Genomic DNA, 21,395 nt, shown 5'->3' with positions numbered 1-21,395 from the left:
TGCTCTATCAGTGAGAATATTTCGAAATAACCGAATCCAGGATGTCCGCAATCCGCGAATAGCCGGCATTTAACTCGTTAGCGTTAAGCGATATCCTTACGAAGCTCTCGTCCACGTCCATCGACTCAGCGAGCATGCTCATGAAACCGGTAGCCTTGCGATCGATTTGCAACAGCAAATCCACTCCATCAGGCCGATTGTTAAGGAAGATAAGTTCGAGCTCATCCAATCTGCCGCGGTAACGTCCGCTCGTCGGCACCCATTCGAATTCTTGAACGAAAGGCAACGCGGCGCGCATGCGAGGAGCGTACAACGATTCGGCATTTTTCAACCGGAACCCGAGGGTATCGATCGCATCCAGCACGGTTTGCTGATGATCCGAAGGTTCTACTTGAATGTGGTCCGCATCGGTAGGATCTACTGCGGATTGAATGTCCGCCGCCGTCTTGATCCATACCGGAGTCCGCCCCAGAGTAAGCGGAGTATTCCCCGGAAGGACGAAAGTAAACGGAATTTCCTTGAACTCTTCGACGCCGATCGTTATAGGCTGGGAAACGCGGATGCTGCTGATTTCCGAATTTTTGTGTATTTTCGTGTCGTTCATTTCTTGGAGATACGTGGTCATTACCGATAACAGGATGCCATCCACTTTTTGCTCGATCGATCCGCCCTGAATCCGGACGACGCCGCGTACTTCTTCTCCAGGATAGTAGGATGATTTCTCAAGCACCGTATCCACTTTCGCCGAACCGATTCCTACGCTTGCCAACATTCTTCCGAAAAATGACATCCTTCTCATCCCGACCCTTCATAAGTATTGGTACATGAAAGGATATACGAATCAATTCGCCAAAGGATTCGCACTATTAAAAAATCGAAACTATAAATTAAACAGCCTTGAAAACCGATTCCACGGGACAAAAACGAACGGGAACGGAAGGGAAAAGAACGCCTAGACGATCAGCCAGCAGCCTCATCCCCGGTTGTTCGCTTTCTAGATGGCCCAGAACGAGTAACGCCTGGCGACGTCCGATCTCGATTGCATCCCTCACGTACTCCGGCGTCTCCCATTCCGGTCCTTCTCCGTAGGCAACCAAATCCACGTTATGCTTCTCGAACAGGGGAACAGAATGCTCAATCCCGCCACGATATCCCACTAATAGACCGACTCGGCGGCATGGCATCGCTAAGTCGCCTGCAAGGCGAAGGGTAGCGAGACCTAACCGTTGCTTGACATGTTCCGCGACGACTCCAACGGTGCTAGCCGGCAGATGGACCACTGATGCGGCGGGAAAATGTTCGATTTTATGCTCCTGCCAATCCAGCGCTTGAATGAGCCCTTCCATGATCCCGTCCGGGCTAGCCCTATGCAATGAATCATGCAAACGATAAATCGCGATCCCGCTATCTTCGATGAACCGCTTCTTATCGGCATGCACAGACTCATGATCCGAACAGGTTTCTCCTGTTTCGCGATGACTATAGAACACTCCTTCGTGCGTAACGACCAGATTGGCCCCCCATATCCGGGCTTGCTCCAAGACGCGCCGAGTCGCCATGAACGCCACGACGATTCCCTTAACTTCCGACAACGGGTTCCCAGCGATCAACCGGTCAACGCTGTTGGGGATCTCTCCGATCTGCGCGGCGAGCGCATGGATGACGTCTTGAATTCGGATGTTCATCCTGCCGCCTCCTATACTCCGGAATAAGCCATAAATCCGCCGTCAACCGGGACCGTTATGCCGGTGACGAATGCTGAAACGCTATCGTCCGCGAGCCAGATTAGCGCACCGAGCAAGTCCTCCGGCCGGCCGAACCTGCGCATCGGCGTATGCGCGAGAATCTTATGCGACCGCTCCGTTAACGAGCCGTCTTCCCGCGTTAATAACTTTCGGTTTTGCTCGGTTAGGAAAAAGCCCGGAGCGATCGCGTTAACCCGAATCCCTGAGTCCGCCATATGAACGGCCAACCACTGCGTGAAGTTATCGATAGCGGCTTTCGCCGCGCTATATGCCGGCACTTTGGTCATAGGGCTGGGAGCGCTCATCGAGGACAGGTTGATAATATTCGCTCCCGGGCGGCCTAGCATTTGTTTGGCGAAAGCCTGCGTCGGGAGGAGCGTCCCGAGGAAGTTCAGATCGAACACATAACTGAAGCCCTCCTCGGTCAAGTCGAAGAAGGTACGGATATCCGTTCTCTCCGTATCTCCCGGTTGAAACGTCTCGTTCGTCGTACTGCCCCCCGGATGGTTGCCCCCAGCCCCATTAACGAGAAGGTAGCACGGACCTAACTGCTCTTGAACGAGCTTCGCCGCACCGTTCACGCAGTCGGCATCCAGCACGTCGCAGACGAACGCTCGCGCTTCTCCCCCCGCCAGGCGAATCTCCTCCGCTACTCTTTGCCCTTTGTCCTCCGTCCGGTTCAGTATCGCCACTTTCATTCCTTGGCGGCCTAACTCCTTGGCCATCTCGGAGCAGAGAACTCCGCTCCCGCCCGTCACGACGGCTACCTTGTCTCGTAAATTCTCATGGATTGGAATGCTCATGGTAACTTCCCCTTTAGCTCGCGTTCATGGAATCCCAAACTCCCCACAAATACATAATGCCTAGCGCTCTGTCATATAAACCGTAACCAGGCCGGCACTGCTCATCCCAAATATGCCTTCCGTGATCCGGTCTGGCATATCCGGTAAATCCGGTTTCATGGTAAGCCCGCACGATACCGGCAATGTCTACCGTCCCATCCGACGTCCGGTGAGACGTTTCGATAAAATCCCCGTTATCGTAAACGCGGACGTTCCGAATATGGGCGAACGGGATATGACCCGCGAATTCCCGCACCATTGCCGAAATATCGTTCCGCGGATTCGCTCCAAGCGAGCCGCTGCACAATGTGATGCCATTGCTTGGACTGTCGACCAGCCGAAGCAATCTTCGCAAACTATCCGGCCCCGTGATGATTCTTGGCAATCCGAAGATCGGCCATGGCGGGTCGTCCGGATGTATCGCCATTTTGATCCCATTGCTTTCCGCTACGGGGATAATCTCCTCCAGAAAGTATTGCAGGTTACTCCATAAATCCTCCTCCGAAACGCTCGAATAGGCTTCGAAGAGCGGGGTCAACTTCTTAAGTCTTTCCGGTTCCCAACCCGGCATCGTAAAATCAAGATCGTTCGCGATCCGATCGACCAACTCGCGCGGATCCATGCCGTCGACTTTGGCTTTCTCATAGAAAAGAGCCGTCGAGCCATCCTCTAGCTCCTTAAACAAATCGGTCCGTACCCAATCGAATACCGGCATGAAGTTATAGCAGATCGTTTTCACGCCTACCTTAGCCAGCTTTTCGATCGTTTTCTTGTAGCGATCGATGTATATATCCCGCGAGGGCAATCCAAGCTTAATATCCTCATGAATGTTCACGCTCTCGACGACTTCGAGATGCAGGCCGTACGAATCCGCTTGTTCCTTATAAGCCAAAATTTTGTCCATCGGCCATTCTTCGCCCGCGGGAACGTCATGAAGCGCCCATACGATCCCTTCCACGCCGGGAATTTGCTTGATTTGCTTCAGCGTGACGGTATCGTTCCCTTCCCCGTACCACCGGAATACCATTTTCATTCGACAACCGCCCTTTCGTTCTAAGCAGTTAGTAGATTAAGCGATCGTAATCGTCCGCGATTCCCGATTTGCGATAGAAATAAGTATTCACGATATCCCGCCATTCCCCGGCATGCTCGGCCTGATGCAAGAGCCGCTCCCTCACTTGGAGATATATCCCTTCGTCGATCTTTTCCTTGATCGAATCCCATTGCGCCACTAAATCGACGGCCTGGTCCGCACCGTTGAAATGAGAATCGTATATATGTTGAATAACCGTTTTGCCGGATTTCAGCACGTGCGTGTAAGATACGTGATGGAAAAAAAGCAGAAGCTCATCCGGGCATCGTTCCGGAGATTCGTATAGGTCCGATTGCGGAGAATGGTACTGTCCCGCGTAACCCGTACCCGATCTTACCGTGCGGTCAACCCCGATGCCGTAGCGATCCGCATAGTGATAGGTACCCCATTTGGAATATTCATACCCGTCAACGTTAGGGCCGTAGTGATGTCCGGGATTGACCATCCAGCCTACACCAAGAGGCGCCGTATAGGCCTCGTAGATACGATGAGAGTCGCTGAGCATCTTCAGAATAATCCCTTCGGTTCCCATGTCCTGCCCGAAAGTCATCCGAATCCATTCCCGAGAAATCTGCTCCGAGCTAAGGCACGGATTCCATGTCAACCGGGCATAGCCGTACCAATTGGCCTGAGCGAGAATATGCCCGGTCCAATTCATGTCATCCCCGATATTCCCTACCGCCGCAAGACCTCCCCGTTTCCTTCCGAACAGTCTTCCGCTCGCAACCTCCGAGACGGTCGAATGTTCCCCTTGAGCATAAGTATCGAATTCGAGAATTTCCTTCCACTGCGGAACCAAGTAGCACAGGTGTCGCTGCTGGCCTGTATACTCTTGCGTAATCTGCAGTTCCAACAGTTGATTGGTGCGCGTTAACCCGCCCAGCAAAGGAGAAACGGGCTCGCGAACTTGGAAATCCATCGGCCCGTTCTTAATCTGAAGCAGGACGTTGTCCCGAAACGTACCATCCAGCGGCATAAAATGGTCATATGCGGCTCTAGCTCTATCCGTCGATCGATCCCGCCAGTCCTGCAAGCAGTTATAAACGAAACAGCGCCAGATCACTTCTCCGCCGTATGGTTCCAGAGCCTCGGCCAGCATATTTGCACCGTCCGCATGATTGCGACCGTAGGTGAACGGCCCCGGCCGGAATTCCGAATCCGCTTTGACCACGAATCCGCCGAAATCCGGTATATGGCGGTATATTTCCTTAGCAGCCCCGCTCCACCACCGGCGTACTTCCGGCACCAAAGGATCCGCCGTTTCCAGCCCGCCGATCTCGATCGGACTAGCGAAATTTACGCTTAAATAGAGGCGAATGCCGTAACCGCGGAAGATGTCCGCAACCTTCGCGACATCTGGCAGGAACTCCTCGGTAATTAGCTTCGATTCTTGAACGTGAACGTTCACGTTGTTAATCGAGACGGCGTTGATCCCCCCGGAAGCGAGCAAACGGGCGTAATCCCTAACGCGGCTCAGATCCTCAATGAACCTGCTATCTCGATAAAAAATGCTTCGCCCCGCGTAACCGCGCTCTATCGATCCATCCATGTTATCCCAATGGTTGATCATTCTGAGGCTGTTTCGCGGAAATTCTCGCACGCTCGCAGTTTCGATATCTTCCCCGGTCTGCATCATTCGAATCAAGTGGAAGACGGCATATAATACCCCTTTGTCCGTCTCCGCCAATAGATACACCCGACCGTCTTCCGATGCGAGCACGATATAGCCTTCATTACCCAGTTCGGCAATATCGGCCGCTTCGACAAACGAGCCGAGGCCTAGTCCCTGTAAGCTGTCGAAAGTTCCGGCCACGATCGCCGGACCGTCTTCCGATATTCCGATCTCTAGCGGTTTTGCTCCGAGCATCGAGGTCAAAGCAAGCTTAAGTTCGGCACGCGCCGACTCTATTAAAGCGGATTCCCCAATGAGAGCGATCCGGGAACACCGTTTCAAATAAGCATCTCGCGAGATATCGTCGTCAATATAGGAATACCTCAACCAACATTCGTAACCGCTTCTATCGTTTTTAAGATTCATGCTGACATTCCTGCCTTTCGATATATCAATGCAAAAGAGCCTCCCCATACAAGGAGGCTTAGAACGGGCTTAGCTCAACCAAATCTTAAACCGTCCGCTTAATGCCAATACGGCGAACAAATAAAGGCAGTTGTCGTAATAACGCCGGTCCCCCGTGCGTACGGGGGTATTCCAGAACAACTGTACGCTTGCCTTTGCATGCGCTCCTTCCGGATGGGCAAGCGACCCCATGGCGTTCGTAGCGACGAGACCGACGGGATGAAGCGATTTTTCCTCGAACGGTTCGCCCGAGATTTTATAACGCCTGTAGTCATCGGGTTGCTTGTCCGCGAAGAACGCTTGGATACGATCGGTTTGTTGTCTCATCCACTCATTAGAACCGAACCATTCCGCATCGAGTCCGATATTGGCGGCAACCCGGTAGGAATCGCTGAAAAAGTGTCCGTACCCGCGTTCGTCGTTCGGCGTACCATCGTAGAACGAATACTCCGGAGCTAGACCGGTTTCCTGGTGGCAAGCCACCCGCAAATAATCCCTGCTCGCCGCCGCGGCTTCCTTCCAGAACGTCCGATCTTCCTCGTTTGCCCACAAAGAGAACAGCTCGTAGAAATGCGGAATATGGTAAGACGGATCGGTATATTCGCAGTTCGGTATAAACTTGATCAATTTGTTGTATGGGTTCCACATCGGATACCCGATCCCGTCTTCCCCCTTGTGAACGCACGCATGAAGCAATTCCCTAGCCTTCGCGCCGTAATCCATCGGGGAAGGACCGTCGCCCCACCGATTCGAGGCGAAGAACAACGCGAGAGCGAAATACTCTTCGCCGTCCGGCGCGGGGCCATGCGCCCGCTTCGTGCCGTCCTTATTACAAGACCAAGCGAAGTATCCCGCGTTCTCTCCGGAAGACATAAACATATGCTTATACGTCCATCTCCATAACCGATCGAAAATGTCCTTATGGCCGAGTTGCACGGCCATCATCATGCCGTAGGACATGCCTTCCGTCCGAACGTCGTCGTTCCCGGTATCGAGCATATAACCCATGTCGTCTCCGACGGGATAATAGATTCTCGTAGCTTCATTGTCTCCGAACAAGAGCTGCCACGTCTGTTCGACTCTGACGGCAATATCCTCTTCGTCGTATCCGTAATCGAGCAGAAGATTGCGATAATTGCCGGAGTAATAAGCGCCTTCGTGCTTCGATGCTTCCATTAATCCTACACTCCCCCTACTTATTCGGATACAACGCCCCAGAAGCTCGGTTTTGGCTGGTGCTTCTCATCGAACAGCAACGGCCAGTTTTTCCGACCCCGAACCGGAAAATCGTCAAGCCAAGTGTAATCGTCCGCAGCCCCCCAGAAAGTGACTGAATCAATGACGTCCCGGTATTCCCGAAGCATACTGAACACAACTTCATACTTTCGAGCTTGCAGCTCTAACATCTCTTCGGTCGGAGCGGTCAGATCTGCCCTCCTGTCTTCGAACCGGAAAACCGACACGTCCATCTCGGTCAAGTGCAGCACCAAGCCAAGCGATGCGTATCTTTCGATCGCGGCCCGGATCTCATCCAGCCCCGGATCATACAAGTTCCAATGAGCTTGCAAACCGACGCCATGTACCGGCACGCCTTGGCTGCGCAGGGATTGCAACAGAGCGTATATCTTTTCCCGCTTCATCGGATGCGACTCGTTGTAATCGTTATAGAATAGCAGCGCTTTCGGATCCGCTTCGTGAGCGAATTCGAAAGCTTTGGCAATAAAGCTCGGTCCGGCAATTTCAAGCCACTTGGAAGAGCGGAGCAGCTCCGCCCCTTCGTCCGCAATGGCTTCATTGACGACATCCCAAGCATAGATATCCCCTTGGTAACGTTTCACGACGGTATCGATATGGGATTTCAGACGGGCAAGCAGCGTATCGCGGCTAACCGATCCTCCATCGCTGTCCTGGAACAGCCAATCAGAAGTCTGATTATGCCATACGAGCGTGTGCCCTCTCATCTTCTTTCCATGTTCTCGTGCAAAACCGACGATTTGGTCGGCTGCTTCGAACGTATACGTATCCTCCGCGGGATGAAGACTTATGAACTTCATCTCATTCTCGGCGGTAAGGCTGTTATAGTGACTGGCGATCAGTTCCCCCGCTTCGACGATCGTACGCGGGTTGACCGCGGCTCCTATATCGAAATAACCTTGGAAAGCTTCATGCAATTTAGGAATGCTTCGGTTAATATTATCTGCCAAATCTGCTCATCCTCCCGTTAACCCTTCACGCCGCCGACCATCATCCCTTTAACGAAGTACTTCTGCAAGAACGGATACATGACGATCATCGGAACCGAAGCCACGATCGTCATCGTCGATCTTACCGCGAGCGGCGTAACCGCGTTGGCTGCCGCTTCCGGATTTGAAAATGCACTTGCCGCCGACGAAGAGGCGCTTGAGTTCTGTAGAATTTTTTGCAGTTCGTATTGCAGAGTACTAAGTTTGATATTCGACGAGTTATACAAGAATACATCAAGCCAAGAGTTCCACTGATATACCGCCGTGAACAACGCCACCGTCGCAAGAACAGGCAGACAAAGAGGCAGTACGATGTTGAAGAACGTCCTGAATTCTCCCGCTCCGTCTATTCTTCCCGACTCAAGAATGCTTTCCGGAAGTCCGTCGATGAATGATCGGATAAGAATGAGGTTGAAGACGCCGATCAATCCCGGCCAGATATAAACCCAGAAGCTGTCTATCAAGCCTAAATCGCGAATGTTCAAATAGTTCGGAATAAGGCCCGGGTTAACGTACGCGGTCAGGACGAAAGCGATCGTGATGAACTTACGCAACACGAATTCTTGCCGACTGATCGTATACGCTACCATTGCCGAACAAAATACGGTTGTTATTGAACCGATAACCAACCGAAGAATCGAGATCAACGTCGCATGGAATATCGTCGATTGACTAAACACGAATTTGTAATTTTCAAACGACAAGTCTCTCGGCCAAATATAGATGCCACCCCTAATCGAATCCATCGCTCGGTTCAACGATAACGCAAGAGTGTTCAAAAAAGGATACAAGGTGACAACCATCAGTAAGCAAAGGAAGGTGATATTTAATATGTCGAAAATTCGGTCTCCCATTGAAGCGTTCCTTCGGGGAAGCTTCTTAGGGGCAGTTCCTGTAGCTAAGTTCGCCATCCGGTAATCCTCCTTTAGAACAATCTGCTCTCTCCTGCACGTTTTGCAATATTGTTCGCGATGAACAGCAAGACGATGCTGACGAGACTTTTAAACATACCTGCCGCGACAGCCAGGGAAAAGTTGCTTTGGTTAATACCGTAAGTCAGAACAAATATGTCAATGTTCTCGGAATAATCGATGTTCATACCGTTTTTAAGCAGGTATTGCGCCTCGAATCCCGATTCCATCAAATTACCGATGTTTAATATAAGCAAGACGACGATAACCGATTTGATACCTGGCAACGTAACGTTCCACATTCGTCTGAAACGCCCCGCTCCATCCATTTCAGCCGCTTCGTACTGCGCGGGATCAATCGTTGCCATCGCAGCCAAGTAGACTATCGTATTCCACCCGAGGTCTTTCCAAACGGTCCCAAGTCCTAATATGGTCCAGAAATCTTTCGGAATGCCGAGGAACAAAATTTCTTGGCCTTTCTCGATCATGCCTAATTTAATCATTAACATATTGATAATGCCATCCGGCGCGAGCGTCGCTTGAATAATCCCCGCGGCGACGACCCAAGATAGAAAATGCGGCATGTAAGTAACCGTCTGTACGACACGTTTAAATATCATTCCACGCAATTCGTTGAGCAAGAGCGCGAGGATAATTGCGGTAATAAAACCAAGGGCGAGATTGATCCCGCTCTGTGCAAGCGTATTTCTTAATACGCGGAGAAACCGTTCGTCTTGAAAGAGAAACTTAAATTGATCCAAACCGACCCATTCTTGTTCCGAGAAGCTTTTGGCCGGTCTATACTTTTGAAAGGCTGTCGTCCAGCCCCACAGTGGCAAATATTTGAAGAGAAAGAGCCATATGAGAAAAGGAACGGACATCAAAACGAGAATCCTTTGTTGCACAAGTTTTTTGAAGAAAAGCTTTATTCCCGTCGGCTTTAGGTCAGACGCGATGGAAGTCGTTGTAGATTTGATGTTGCTCGCCATATTCATTCTCCTTCCGGACCGGTCTTTGCTTTGTGGAAAGCGAAAGCCGGCTTATGCGAGCCAACAGCACGTATAAGCCGGTCTTTCGCTTTATCATTATTATCGATTATTTGGCAGCTTCAATAGCAGCTTTAATTTGCTCCGTATACCATTTTTCATAGCCAGCCGTGTCAAGCTTGCCGAATGCGGTCAAATATTCTTCCCATACTTTATCGAAGTCGGCCGGTTTCGCGAGCACGAGCTTCGGATAGAATTTCTTCGTTACTTCGTCCTTCGTCGTTTCCCAAATTTGTTCCGGTGAACCTTGCGTTTTCGGAATGCCCCATGCAGGGTACCACGCGCGGTCGTCCGGAGCAGCGAAGAGCTCAGAGTACGTTTTGACGCCATATTTTTCGAGAATCGTTTTGTCCGCATCCGTCAAGCGCATTTGGAATACTTCCGGTTGGAAGCCTGGTGCGAACGCGTTGCCATCAGAAAGCGTGGAATTCGCGCCGTATTGCGGCCAATCCCAGTTAAAGTATCGGAAGCCGAAGCTCAAATTGAACGGCTCGTCGATTTTTTTGATTTGCTCAGCCGTACGGTAGAAGCGACCTTTGTCGTCCACTTCGTATGTTTCGCCTTTAATACCCCAGCTCTTAAGGATTTGGTTTTCTTCTTTCAGCAGATTATCCCAATATCCCATGATCCGCTCTGGATCTTTCGCGCTTACGCTGATACCGATACCGCGGTTCTTAACGAATCCCGGAGGATCCAAAAGCTGGTCTTTACCGCCATCCCACGTAAGTGGCATCGGGAAGTATACGAAATCGTCTTGCGTTGGATCTTGTCTTGCCGCATCTACCAGAAGGTTGCGGGCATTGGCCGATTGCCAGCCATAGTCAAAGAATCCGAGGACTTTCTTAGAAGAAAGCTTTGCAAGATATTGATCGTAATTGTCTACGAAGGATGCTTTGTCGAATAGACCTTTAGCGTTCAAATCGTTCAATTTTTGCAACCAACGCTTCGTGGAATCGGTCGTGTAATACGTTTTGGCTTCGAACGTCGTCATATCGACTTCGACGTTACCGTCGTTAGGATAACCGTCCAAGTGCATAGGCACGTTGGAGGTCGCGAAAAATCTCCAGTCGTGCGTCAAGGAAATCAGTCCAGTCAAATCTTCGTCTTTATGTTTGGCGACGTAGTCTTCAATCAGCTTCGTGTATTCATCCAGCGTCTTTATCTTCGGATAGCCCGCTTCTTTCAATACGCGGCGTTGAATCCAAAATGCGCCTTGGTTGATTTCAGGATCCGGCACGAAGTCGCCGACTTGGGCTGAGATCGGGAGGTAGTAGATTTTTCCATCCGCCGCTTTCATTTGGTTGAGGAACGGACCGTATACACGCTTGATGTTCGGGCTCTTTTCAATCAGATCGGTCAGGTCCATAAACGCGCCGGCGTCAACAAGCTGATCAATACCGGCATCCGGGTTGATGACATCCGGATAATCGTTAGAGGCGATCATCGTACCGATCTTAGCTTTCAGGTCGCCTACTAAATGTTCGATTTTAAAATTGACGCCAGTTTGATCCTCGAAAGCTTTACCGATTGTCGTCTCGTTCGTGTTCACGTCCGGCGCATTGGCTACGCCAAGAAAGTAAGAGAAAGTAACTTTATCAAGCGGTTTTTCCGATGCGGCTGCGCTTTCTGTTGCTGCAGGAGCGCTGCTGCTTGCAGTACTGGACGCGTTGTTCTTGCCATTGTTGCCATTAGAGCAAGCAGCAGTGAACACTAATACGGCAGCCATGCAAGTCAATAATAATTTCTTAGCCAATCGATTCGAGCCCCTTTCAAAGATGTTTTTTATTTTTGTAAGCACTTTCATTATAAAAGCAATCAGGGGCTTTGTTTACCCAATAAACTATAGTTCATACTGTGAAAAACATATATGACTTTATTATTCGACCGTAATTTGCAATCGAATGGACGTTCCCTGTCCAGGCGAGCTGTCGATCTGGAGTCGAAAACGATCGCCGTAAATCAGTTTTAGTCGATAGATGACATTTTGCACGCCGATCCGCTCTCCGATGACTTCCTCGCTTTCCAGATAGGAGTAAATTAGTTTCACCCGCTCCTCGTCCATCCCTATTCCGTTGTCCATTATCGTGAATATCAATTTGTCCTCTAGCCGTTCGATATGAATATCGATTTTCCCACCTTGCTTAAGCGGCTCGATGCCATGTATGCTCGCGTTCTCCACCAGAGGCTGGAGCGTCATCTTAGGGATTAACTCCAACAGGCTCGCATCGTCTGCTTCGATCCGATAATTCAGCTTATCCCCGAATCTGTATTTCTGAATTTGAAGAAAGCTTTCAACCAATTCCAGTTCGTCTTTGACCGTTACTAAATCTTTGCCCCAGGATAACGATTTGCGGAAAATTTTCGCCATGTGATGAATGATCTTGGCGGTCTCCTCTTCGGATTTCATTAAGCTCCTCATACGGATCGTTTCGAGCGAATTAAAGAGAAAATGCGGATTGATCTGGCTTTGCAAGGCATGAAGCTGGGTCTGATTCCGTTTCAGCTCCAACTCTTTCTTCTGAATATCCGCTTTGTACACGTCGTGGATTAGACTACTGATTTGCGAAGTCATTCGATTGAATTCCGTCGTTAACTGACCGATCTCGTCCTTCGTTTCCTCGTTGTCGATCGTTTCGAAGCTATGATTTTTCACGCGTTTCATATGTTTCAGAATCCGAATAAGACGAACGTTCAGAGAACGCGTGAACCAAATAATGATCAACGTCGGAACGAGCACATTCGGGAGCGCCATATAAATGACGAATTCTCTGGATTTGCGCACGTCCTCGAGTACTTTCCATTCTTGGAATTCACCGCTAATACGCCAGCCTTCGAGATATTCCACGGATGGAAAGTTCTCTTCAAGCACGATCGCGCCATCCTCCGCCGCATGATGAGCCTTGTCCCCTTGCTCCTTATTCTCATTCGGCGAGGATTCATACTGCACCTCATCATCCGCGAGCAAGATTACGTTTCCTTCAAACATTACATTGCTGAACATTTGCTTGATCAACTCGGGGTGGAGATCGATTTTGATTACTTTCTCATAGTGGGTTTGTCCGACAGCACTGCTCATCTTGCGAACGATGCTGATCGACGGTTGCGTGGTCGAGTTAGTATCTCGCACGATGATCGGATTAGAGGTTCTGGAGCTCTCCAGTCTCTTATACCAGTCTTCTTTCTCTATATCCGAAATCGCAAGAACGGACCCCCCGTAAATAATCGTATTGTTGTCCGTAAAGAGACTGATATTCTGGATCGCTCTGTACACCGGCGCGTATTTCTCCAGCATATCCGTAATATAGGAGTGATAATTCATAACATAGTCCGAAGGGATGTCATATTGCTGGTCCAAATATTCGTTTAATATCGAGTCATTGTACAGAACGGTTGAAATTCCGACGACCACGTCGATCTGATAGAGAAATTCATTGCGCATCTGCTCGATAGCCAGCGACAAATCGTCCATCTTCTGCTTCTTGACGTTATTCGTCGTAATATTGTAAAAGATGACATTCGTCAGGATGACCGGGACAAGGACGGATAAAAAGTAAATGATCAGCATTTTGTTTCTAAGCCTAATATTATCTAGCGCGCCTCGTACCCTCATGATCCATGTTCCCCCCGCGATGCCTATGCTTTCGAGATCATGGCATTCTTATATTCGGTCGGCGTTTTTCCTTCCACCTTCTCGAATTGACTTACGAAATAATCCGCGTTGCCGAACCCGACGTTCGCCGCGATCTCGTACACCTTCTTATCGGTTTGCCTGAGCTGCTTCTTGGCTTCGTCAATCCGGATATGAAGCAGAAATTCATTGAAGTAAACGCCGTATGTTTTCTTGAAGAGTTGACCTAAGTAGACCGGATTCATGAAAAAAAGCTTGGAAATGCTCTTCAAGCTCATATTCTCGTTGTAATGACTTTCGATATATTGTTTGATTTTCCCGATTTCGCCTTTCCCCTTGGAGCTTCTCAATTCCGTAATATAGTCGGCGCATTCGGATAAGAAATCAACGAACAACCGTTTAATCCCTTGAAGCGTTCTCGGCTCGTGATGCCAATGCATGATCGGTTTCAAAGTACCGATCGTGCTCTCGTTACCTTGCATCGTCTGAATGACGCGGGTGATCCCATGCACGCACCTCGAGATGGAAGCCGTAATCGATTCCGGGCTATAGCTTTGCTCTTGAAATGCCGCGAACATCCGGGTCACGAGCATAAGCATCTTATCGCCGTCATGCAGTTCCAGGCTTTCTATCAATCCGGAGTAAATCGCGGGCTCGATTTCTTTGACTTGCAACACGACGCCCTTCGTGTCTTCATGGAGCGTTACGCTTTTGGCGTCGAAAACGTATTTATGCTCCATCGCGTCTAATGCGGTCAAGTACGATTTTCGGATAAGAGCAAGCGTAGGCGACACTTCTCCCACGTAAACCCTAAGAACCCCCTCGATCTTGCCGCTTACCGTCCGAACAAGCTCCTCCGCCAGCCTTCCGGCGCCTTCCGCTCCGGTGACGAACGCAAGAAAACCCAATTCCGATAAACTCCGCGCGTATAAGAAAGGCTCTTTGCCTTGAATATGTCTAGCCAGAATTGCTTCGGCCGCTTCCTTTGCCTGCTCGACCCGATTCACGCGCTCGGCTTCGTTTAATGCCATCGGAGCATCGTTCAATTCCAACGCAAAATAACGCAAAGGCTTATCTTCCGGCAGGCCCAACGATTGGGCGGCTTCCGACAAGCTTTTATCGTCCATCTGACCCGACAGAAGTTTCTCGAACATTGAGGATTGAATGACGCGATTGTCGGCTTGCGACCAACTCGGCGTACTGTCTATTTCTTTCGAGATACGCTCCAGCGTATCGATCAGTTCGATCTCGTCGATCGGCTTGAGTAAATAATCTTGAACGCCGAATCGAACCGCATGCTGCGCATACTTAAAATCTCCATAGCCGCTAATGATGATGAATTTCGTCGACTTGCCATTGCGTTTCCGTACCGTTTGAATAAGTTCAAGACCATCCAGTACGGGCATGCGAATATCGGTGATGACCAGATCTGGCGCTAGCCGTTCGATCAGATGAAGCGCTTCTTCGCCGTCATCCGCTTCGCCGATGATTTCATACCCGTACTTTTCCCACGGAATAAGCACCATCAGTCCTTTGCGCGCGAAAATTTCATCGTCTACCAAGATCACTTTTTTCATTAGGCCTCCAACTCCCCGCACCTCAATGTAATCGCTTCCATATTAAGAGTCAGAAGATGGATACACGCTGAATTGTGGAATCCAATCTTATCTTACTCAATGGGGTACATTTTTGTATACCTAATAAAATATAGAAAATTCTTCGTGAACTTTACATCATTGGCAAACTAACACGCGCGACAACCCCGGCATTGCCGCCGGGATTATGGCAAGTTGCGTAACCGACGCAAGAAGCTGGGAGATCAACCTTTAACGGATCCCGCGGCAATCCCTTCGACGATCCGGTTGCTAAGCAATAAGAAAGCGAGCAGGATCGGTAAAATACTGATCATGAGCGTCGCTCCGACCGCGCCCCAATTGGTCGTATATTGGCCGACGAAATTTTGCACGCCGACGGTGAGCGTCTTCAGATGATCCGAACTTATGAACGTGTTGACGAAAATAAATTCGTTCCAATTATAGATCATATTGATAATGGCAGCGGTAACGATAACGGAAGCGGTCATCGGAAGTACGATCTGGAAAAACACCCGGTTCACGCCGCAACCGTCCATGACGGCCGCTTCCTCGACCTCCCGCGGGAGCGCGTAATAGAATCCAAGTAAAATCATAATGGTAATCGGCAAATTGAACGCCGTATACGAGAGGACGAGGTTAGCCTGGTTATCCGTCAGATGAAGTTTCTGGAACAGATTAAATAAAGGTATTAACGTTGAATGAACGGGAATCATCATCCCGACCATGAACAGTCCGAGCACGAACGGGCGCAGCTTCCATCTCATCCTCGTCATCGCGAAAGTGACGAGGCTTGCGAGAAGGATAGTAAGAATGACGGAGACGACCGTAATCCATACGCTGTTAAAGAAGTATTTGCTGATATTGCCTTGCGACCATACGCTTTCATAGTTCTCCCAGCGCGGTTTGGAAGGCAGCGCGAAAGGCGGGAGCTCGAATACTTCCTGGCTGTTCTTCAACGAGAAGAAGAAGAGCCAGACGAGCGGAAGAATCTGAAGCACGGAAGCTAAGATGAGCACGACGTACAACAGTCCGTAGACGATTCCGCCCCCGATCGAACGGGATGCAGGGTTCTTGCGTCGTTTAATGGCCGTTTCGGCGGTTGTCATTCGGTTCTCCTCCTATTAAGAATATTGTATCGTGTCTTTAGTCGCGGTTAATCTACGAATGACCCACGTAGCTACCAGGCAAATGAGCAATAGGAAGAAACCGATTGCGCTACCGTACCCGAACTCGAAACCCCGGAATGCTTTATGGTACATGTAGGAAGCCATAACCTCGCTCGCTCCGTTCGGCCCGCCGTCGGTCATGACGTAGATCAGGTCGAAATATTTTAAGGAACCGACAACCGCAAGCACTATCGTTACTTTGATCACCTCGGAAATAAGCGGAACCTTGATTCGCACGGCAATCTGCCACGGGGAGGCACCGTCTATACGAGCGGCCTCGATAAGCGACGCGGGAATGCTCTTGAAAGCGGCATAATAGATCAAGATATAAAATCCGGCATATTGCCAAAGTATCGGAACGAACAGAGCGCCGAGCACGATTGCGGGATCGGCAAGCCAATCCGGCGTTTCCTTGACCCCGAAGGTTGTAAGCAGATCATTGAGTATCCCCGTCGTCGGATGGTAAATTTTCAACCACAGCTGGGCAATCGCGACGGACGACAACAGCATCGGAATCAGATAGATTTTCCGAAAGAGATTTGCTCCGCGAATGTTGCCCGATAAAACCAACGCAACCGACATATAGACGATTAGAAATACCGTTGATAGAACCGCGAACAGGAAGGAATGGTTAACGCTGCTCCAGAACTTCTCGTCGCGCATTAGGGTAGCGTAATTATCCAAACCGATAAAAGCCATCGGGCTGATTCCGTCCCATTCCATAAGTCCGTAATATCCCGTCAGTACGATCGGCAAATAAATAATGGCTACTATTAATAGTAAGGATGGCAGCACGTAGAGAGCGATAATCCATTTGTTCGACATGACTTTTTCCATTGATGGCAAACCCTCCTTATGCTATACGAAGAAGAAGGACATAGCCGGAACGTTCCGGTACGTCCTTCCCCTTTCATTGCCTATCTTTATTTCCCGGCTTTCAAAGCATCCTCTTGCTTCTTCGCGAACTCCTCCGGCGTAACAGCTTTTCCGAACAAAGCCTGCACCAGGTTATGATGTTCTTCGGAAGCGACCGGCTTCATCTGAACGTCCGCGTAAAGCGTAACTTTCTTGGCCGAGTTTAACTCGTTCAACAGATCGATGAACATCTGAGGCAGCTTAACCGTAGCCGTGTCGACTTTCGTTGCCGGGATAATGCCGGCATCGGTGACGGAGTGCTCTCCCCACTTCTGAACGAAGAAGCTGACGAAATTTTTGGCTTCCTCTTTGTATTTGGACTTCTCGGACACGAAGAGCCCTACGCCTACGCCGCCTACCCAATCGGACACATCGCCTTTACCGCCTGCGGCCGTCGGGAATTTGAAGTAACCGATTTTGTCTTTGAATTCCTGCGGCACGTCCGGATTCGTCGTATAGTTCGGCACTTCCCATGTTCCCATCGCGTACATGGCCGCTTTGCCGTTCATGAATTCGGATTTGGCTTCGTCGTTAGACAAGCCGTTAAAGCCTTTGACGAATGCCTTCATATCGACGAGCTCCTGCGCTTGCTTAGCGGCTTCGATCAAGGATGGATCGGTGAACGTGTTGTTCGCGATCGATTCGTCCAACAGATCCGGACCTCCCAAACGGTCAACAAGGTACATGTACCAGAACGAAGCCGTCCAAGCATCCTTAGCTCCAAGCGTAATCGGCGTAACGCCTTTATCGTTCAAGGTTTTGATAATGTTCTTAAGTTCGTCCAGAGTTTGCGGCGGTTGCAGATTGTTCTGGGAGAAAATCTCTTTGTTGTAGTACACCGGAACGATGTTCAATTCTACCGGCAGACCGTAAGTTTTACCGTCGAAGGCATAACCGTCCGTAGTTCCCGCTACGAATTTATCTTTCAGATCGCCTTGGAGAAGATCATCCAGCGACGTGAACATGTTTCCTTTGACGTATGGCTCCATAAATCCGGCAGCCCAAGTAAATCCAACGTCCGGAAGATCGTTCGAAGCCGAAAGCACCTTCAGCTTGTTCTTGTATTGCTCGTTCTCCAGTACCTCCGTATTAATCGTGACGTTCGGGTTGGCGGTTTGATATTCCTCAATAATTTGCTTGATAACCTTGTTCTGCGCGGAGTTGCTCCCGTCCGGCCACAAGTGCATCAGCTTAAGGGTGATTTTCTCTCCAGACGGTTCGTTGCTTCCATTGCCGGCGCTCGCCCCTCCGTTTGAATTACCGTTTTTGGAACCGCTTCCACAAGCGCTAACGATCAAGATCAAGGCGAGAATTAGCGCGAATGCTGTTAGCTTTTTTCTTTTCATCTTTCTTTCCCCCTTAATGGTATGAGAAGGTGTATGCGCTTCCTTCTTGAACCAGTGTATCATCGGGCAACCGACGGAAATAAGGGCACAACGATTGGATAAAAGTCCACTATTTTTGGATTTCCGTTCCAGGCTCCAACATCTCCGAACGAAACTGCCCGGGGCTGCAACCTTCGTATTCCTTAAACAATTTGTGAAAATATTTCGTTGTCTGATAACCGACGCGTTCGGCAATCTCAGCTATGGGTAACTTCGTTAGAAGCAACATTTCCTTGGCTCTCTGCAGTTTTCTCCGGGTTACGTATTCGCTGAAGTTCATGTGCATCTGTTCCTTGAATAAGGCGCTGAAGTAACTCGGATTTAACTGGATATGATCCGCGACCTCCCGCAATCCGAACATTTGCCCGAGATGTTCGTCCACGTACAGGAGCGCGTCTTCGACCGGCTTGCGGACGGTCGAGTATTCTTCCGCGCTCAGCTTTAAGTCCGCGATCTTGCTCATCATGTTGATGCGATTGCGCTCCTCCCCCGCTTCGAGCGCCTGTTCGACCGCGGAGAGAAACTTCTCCTTGCTGATGGGCTTAAGCAAGTAGTTGACGACGCCAAGCTGAATCGCTTGCTGCGCGTAATCGAATTCCGCGTAACCCGAAATCAGGATAACGGATGGTTTATGCGTCAACTGTTTATCCATGATTTTACCGATCAGGTGCAGTCCATTGATCTCGGGCATGCGAATATCGGTAACGATGAGGTCGATTTCCCGATCCTCCAATAACTCAAGGGCAGCATGACCGTTATCGGCCGTTACGATCTCATAATGCCCGTTCTCTTTCGTTTCGAGTATTCTTTTGAGCCCCTGCCTCGTTCTCGGCTCGTCGTCAACGATCATAATCGTTTGCGTTCTCATAAAGGCCTCCCGCTCCGGTTGGAATGGTAAGAATGACGCTCGTTCCTTCTCCGACTTTGCTGTGAATGGATATTCTGCTTTGCGCTCCCGCTTCGTCCGCATAATAGAGCTTGATTCGTCGATAGACGTTGCCGATTCCCATTCCGGATTTTCTCGCGGACGGGGCTTGACCTTGCTCCAAGCTTTCGGTAATCGACCGTAAGGTCGCTTGATCCATCCCCGCGCCGTTATCCTCGACGGTGATCTCCAGCTCGTTATCGTTGTTGGTTCGCATTACCGATACCGTCACCGTTCCATCGCCGACTTTATTTTCCACGCCGTGCAATATGGCATTTTCTACGAAGGGTTGAATCAGGAGTTTAGGCAGCATCGCCGAGCCGTATTCCGCTTCCGTGCGAATGTTCCAATTCAATCTCTCTCCGAACCTCATTTTCATAATCAGCAAGTATCTTTCGATATGCTCCAGTTCGTCGTTCAGGCTCACCCATTCATCCTTGTTCGGCCCTACGATCGTATATCTGAATAAGTCCGACATGGCGACGACGAACTCGGCCAGCTCGTCCTCCGATTTCTCTTGAAGCGACCAGTATAAAGCCTCCAATGTATTAAACAGGAAATGCGGATTGATCTGGGCTTGCAGCGCCTTAAGCTCCGTTCTGCTTTGCAGCAGCTCTTTCTCGTATACGAGACGGATCAACTCGTTGATATTATCCACCATCTGGTTATAAGTTCGGTTGAGCTCGTTGATCTCGATCGTCGACGAGACGACATCCGTCGGCTTCAGCACGCCAAGCCGGGCGCCCCTCATCGTCTTGATCAGCTTAAATACCGGGCGAGTGATGATGGTCGAAAGCAGTAGGGAAAGCAAAATGAAGAGGATCGTTCCGATACCTGCCGAAACGACGATCGCCGTCCGTAGTACGGATATCCCTTTGGTGATCGCGCTTATCGGAGTGAGGATGAACAACGTCCATTCGGTCACCTCGGACTGCTGGCGCACGAGAACGTAGGATTGATCGTCAATATTTACCGTCTGGCTTTCGGTTTCCGACCATTCGGCGGTATCGGCTTCGGTAATGGACGGATCATTCGACGCGATGATCTGCCCGTCGTTGCCGACGAGCAGCATCGTTTCCCGCTCTCCTTCGCCGGACAGCGGTTCTTGGAAAGTAAATACGTCGCGATTAATTCGGGCCAGCAAATAACCTCCCGGCGAGAAATTGTTATCGATCAAGCTGATTCTGCGAATCGCCAACACGGAATTGCTATCCGAAGGGTCGATGCCGAACCAGATGATGCCGCCTTTCTCCGCCGTCGCCCGGTCGATCCTTTCTTCGCTGATTTTGTCTTCCAGCTTGGCTTCGTCGAGCGGAAAAATCCTCCTTCGATCGAAGCTATAGAGTTCAACCGATTTTACGCCGTCCGCGTATGTCTGTACGATATTCATGATGGGGGGGAGCGCCTGGCGTTCGGTGAATGTTGCGGGGTGTCCGTTCTGTTCTTTAAGCAACAAGCTTTGAACGTAGGAATCGGTCGATACCAAAGTCGTCAGCGAGTCGATCTGCTCGAGAATCCCTTCCAGCCTGCCGTTCGCTTGAACCGCGGTTTGTTGGATGTGTACCTCGGCCTTGTTCTTGAGCAAAGTGGATACGGAATCGAACGTGACGATCCCGACGACCGTAAGGATAATAATCATCACGAGGAGAAATCCGAACAGCATCTGATTACGAAGGGTATTGAACTTGGAAATCTGAGGCAGCCTCACCTGGATCGACCTTCCCTCCTGTACGCGGTTTATTTTACGGTCGGGTTATATGCTATTCCAAATAAAAAGGGAGAAAGTAAGGCTCAAACCCACCTCCTCCCTCCCGTATCTACCTG

Annotated in this window: 17 protein-coding genes; all 17 read right to left on the bottom strand. The window is 50.0% G+C overall.

Annotated features, from left to right (window positions below; translation table 11 throughout):
• Nucleotides 1-7 precede the first annotated feature (7 nt).
• The 17 genes from HH215_RS32190 to HH215_RS32110 all read right to left on the bottom strand — a co-directional run bounded on the left by HH215_RS32190 (nt 8) and on the right by HH215_RS32110 (nt 21,279).
• A complete protein-coding gene (locus tag HH215_RS32190) occupies nt 8-790 on the bottom strand; it encodes a sporulation protein (protein ID WP_169283625.1) in 783 nt (260 codons plus the stop codon).
• 97 nt (nt 791-887) lie between these two features.
• A complete protein-coding gene (locus HH215_RS32185) occupies nt 888-1,685 on the bottom strand; it encodes a Nif3-like dinuclear metal center hexameric protein (protein WP_169283624.1) in 798 nt (265 codons plus the stop codon).
• 11 nt (nt 1,686-1,696) lie between these two features.
• Nucleotides 1,697-2,548 carry an SDR family oxidoreductase gene (locus HH215_RS32180; RefSeq protein WP_169283623.1) on the bottom strand — a complete coding sequence of 284 codons (852 nt, stop codon included), beginning with the start codon at nt 2,546-2,548 and terminating at the stop codon, nt 1,697-1,699.
• 13 nt (nt 2,549-2,561) lie between these two features.
• Nucleotides 2,562-3,620, bottom strand: a complete 1,059-nt coding sequence (uxuA, locus tag HH215_RS32175; RefSeq protein ID WP_169283622.1) for a mannonate dehydratase — start codon at nt 3,618-3,620, stop codon at nt 2,562-2,564.
• Between the two features lie 28 nt (nt 3,621-3,648).
• Nucleotides 3,649-5,718: an alpha-glucuronidase family glycosyl hydrolase gene (locus tag HH215_RS32170; protein ID WP_169283621.1), complete on the bottom strand. Its 2,070-nt coding sequence runs from the start codon at nt 5,716-5,718 to the stop codon at nt 3,649-3,651.
• Nucleotides 5,719-5,787: 69 nt separating this feature from the next.
• Complete coding sequence (locus HH215_RS32165) at nt 5,788-6,933, bottom strand: family 8 glycosyl hydrolase (protein WP_169283620.1); 1,146 nt, start codon at nt 6,931-6,933, stop codon at nt 5,788-5,790.
• A gap of 20 nt (nt 6,934-6,953) precedes the next feature.
• The gene (locus HH215_RS32160; RefSeq protein WP_174887648.1) at nt 6,954-7,961 is read right to left on the bottom strand and encodes an endo-1,4-beta-xylanase; all 1,008 of its coding nucleotides are present in this window, start codon (nt 7,959-7,961) and stop codon (nt 6,954-6,956) included.
• A 17-nt stretch (nt 7,962-7,978) separates the two neighbouring features.
• Nucleotides 7,979-8,911, bottom strand: a complete 933-nt coding sequence (locus HH215_RS32155) for a carbohydrate ABC transporter permease (RefSeq protein ID WP_169283619.1) — start codon at nt 8,909-8,911, stop codon at nt 7,979-7,981.
• Between the two features lie 14 nt (nt 8,912-8,925).
• Nucleotides 8,926-9,906, bottom strand: a complete 981-nt coding sequence (locus HH215_RS32150) for an ABC transporter permease (RefSeq protein ID WP_169283618.1) — start codon at nt 9,904-9,906, stop codon at nt 8,926-8,928.
• A gap of 100 nt (nt 9,907-10,006) precedes the next feature.
• Complete coding sequence (locus tag HH215_RS32145; RefSeq protein WP_169283617.1) at nt 10,007-11,710, bottom strand: type 2 periplasmic-binding domain-containing protein; 1,704 nt, start codon at nt 11,708-11,710, stop codon at nt 10,007-10,009.
• A gap of 123 nt (nt 11,711-11,833) precedes the next feature.
• A complete protein-coding gene (locus tag HH215_RS32140) occupies nt 11,834-13,567 on the bottom strand; it encodes a sensor histidine kinase (RefSeq protein WP_169283616.1) in 1,734 nt (577 codons plus the stop codon).
• A gap of 23 nt (nt 13,568-13,590) precedes the next feature.
• Nucleotides 13,591-15,162, bottom strand: a complete 1,572-nt coding sequence (locus HH215_RS32135) for a response regulator transcription factor (RefSeq protein WP_169283615.1) — start codon at nt 15,160-15,162, stop codon at nt 13,591-13,593.
• Between the two features lie 242 nt (nt 15,163-15,404).
• Nucleotides 15,405-16,286 carry a carbohydrate ABC transporter permease gene (locus HH215_RS32130; RefSeq protein ID WP_169283614.1) on the bottom strand — a complete coding sequence of 294 codons (882 nt, stop codon included), beginning with the start codon at nt 16,284-16,286 and terminating at the stop codon, nt 15,405-15,407.
• A gap of 15 nt (nt 16,287-16,301) precedes the next feature.
• Complete coding sequence (locus HH215_RS32125) at nt 16,302-17,183, bottom strand: carbohydrate ABC transporter permease (RefSeq protein ID WP_169283613.1); 882 nt, start codon at nt 17,181-17,183, stop codon at nt 16,302-16,304.
• Nucleotides 17,184-17,269: 86 nt separating this feature from the next.
• Nucleotides 17,270-18,607, bottom strand: a complete 1,338-nt coding sequence (locus tag HH215_RS32120; RefSeq protein ID WP_169283612.1) for an extracellular solute-binding protein — start codon at nt 18,605-18,607, stop codon at nt 17,270-17,272.
• A gap of 109 nt (nt 18,608-18,716) precedes the next feature.
• Nucleotides 18,717-19,514, bottom strand: coding sequence for a response regulator transcription factor (locus HH215_RS32115; RefSeq protein WP_169283611.1), 798 nt, complete (start codon nt 19,512-19,514; stop codon nt 18,717-18,719).
• The gene (locus tag HH215_RS32110; protein WP_310735521.1) at nt 19,486-21,279 is read right to left on the bottom strand and encodes a cache domain-containing sensor histidine kinase; all 1,794 of its coding nucleotides are present in this window, start codon (nt 21,277-21,279) and stop codon (nt 19,486-19,488) included. Before HH215_RS32110 ends, HH215_RS32115 begins: the two co-directional genes overlap by 29 nt.
• Nucleotides 21,280-21,395 lie beyond the last annotated feature (116 nt).

The sequence above is a fragment of the Cohnella herbarum genome (genome assembly GCF_012849095.1).
Taxonomy (GTDB): domain Bacteria; phylum Bacillota; class Bacilli; order Paenibacillales; family Paenibacillaceae; genus Cohnella; species Cohnella herbarum.
Note: the sequence above shows the minus strand (reverse complement) of the source record. Positions and strands in the feature narration are given on the sequence as shown.

Excerpts from the sequence above, each read along its gene's own strand:
- HH215_RS32185 (WP_169283624.1), bottom strand. The coding sequence starts at position 1,685 with ATGAACATCCGAATTCAAGACGTCATCCATGCGCTCGCCGCGCAGATC.
- HH215_RS32150 (WP_169283618.1), bottom strand. The coding sequence starts at position 9,906 with ATGAATATGGCGAGCAACATCAAATCTACAACGACTTCCATCGCGTCT.
- HH215_RS32135 (WP_169283615.1), bottom strand. The coding sequence starts at position 15,162 with ATGAAAAAAGTGATCTTGGTAGACGATGAAATTTTCGCGCGCAAAGGA.
- HH215_RS32165 (WP_169283620.1), bottom strand. The coding sequence starts at position 6,933 with ATGGAAGCATCGAAGCACGAAGGCGCTTATTACTCCGGCAATTATCGC.
- HH215_RS32180 (WP_169283623.1), bottom strand. The coding sequence starts at position 2,548 with ATGAGCATTCCAATCCATGAGAATTTACGAGACAAGGTAGCCGTCGTG.
- HH215_RS32130 (WP_169283614.1), bottom strand. The coding sequence starts at position 16,286 with ATGACAACCGCCGAAACGGCCATTAAACGACGCAAGAACCCTGCATCC.
- HH215_RS32170 (WP_169283621.1), bottom strand. The coding sequence starts at position 5,718 with ATGAATCTTAAAAACGATAGAAGCGGTTACGAATGTTGGTTGAGGTAT.
- HH215_RS32190 (WP_169283625.1), bottom strand. The coding sequence starts at position 790 with ATGTCATTTTTCGGAAGAATGTTGGCAAGCGTAGGAATCGGTTCGGCG.
- HH215_RS32125 (WP_169283613.1), bottom strand. The coding sequence starts at position 17,183 with ATGGAAAAAGTCATGTCGAACAAATGGATTATCGCTCTCTACGTGCTG.
- HH215_RS32140 (WP_169283616.1), bottom strand. The coding sequence starts at position 13,567 with ATGAGGGTACGAGGCGCGCTAGATAATATTAGGCTTAGAAACAAAATG.
- HH215_RS32155 (WP_169283619.1), bottom strand. The coding sequence starts at position 8,911 with ATGGCGAACTTAGCTACAGGAACTGCCCCTAAGAAGCTTCCCCGAAGG.
- HH215_RS32115 (WP_169283611.1), bottom strand. The coding sequence starts at position 19,514 with ATGAGAACGCAAACGATTATGATCGTTGACGACGAGCCGAGAACGAGG.
- HH215_RS32120 (WP_169283612.1), bottom strand. The coding sequence starts at position 18,607 with ATGAAAAGAAAAAAGCTAACAGCATTCGCGCTAATTCTCGCCTTGATC.
- uxuA (WP_169283622.1), bottom strand. The coding sequence starts at position 3,620 with ATGAAAATGGTATTCCGGTGGTACGGGGAAGGGAACGATACCGTCACG.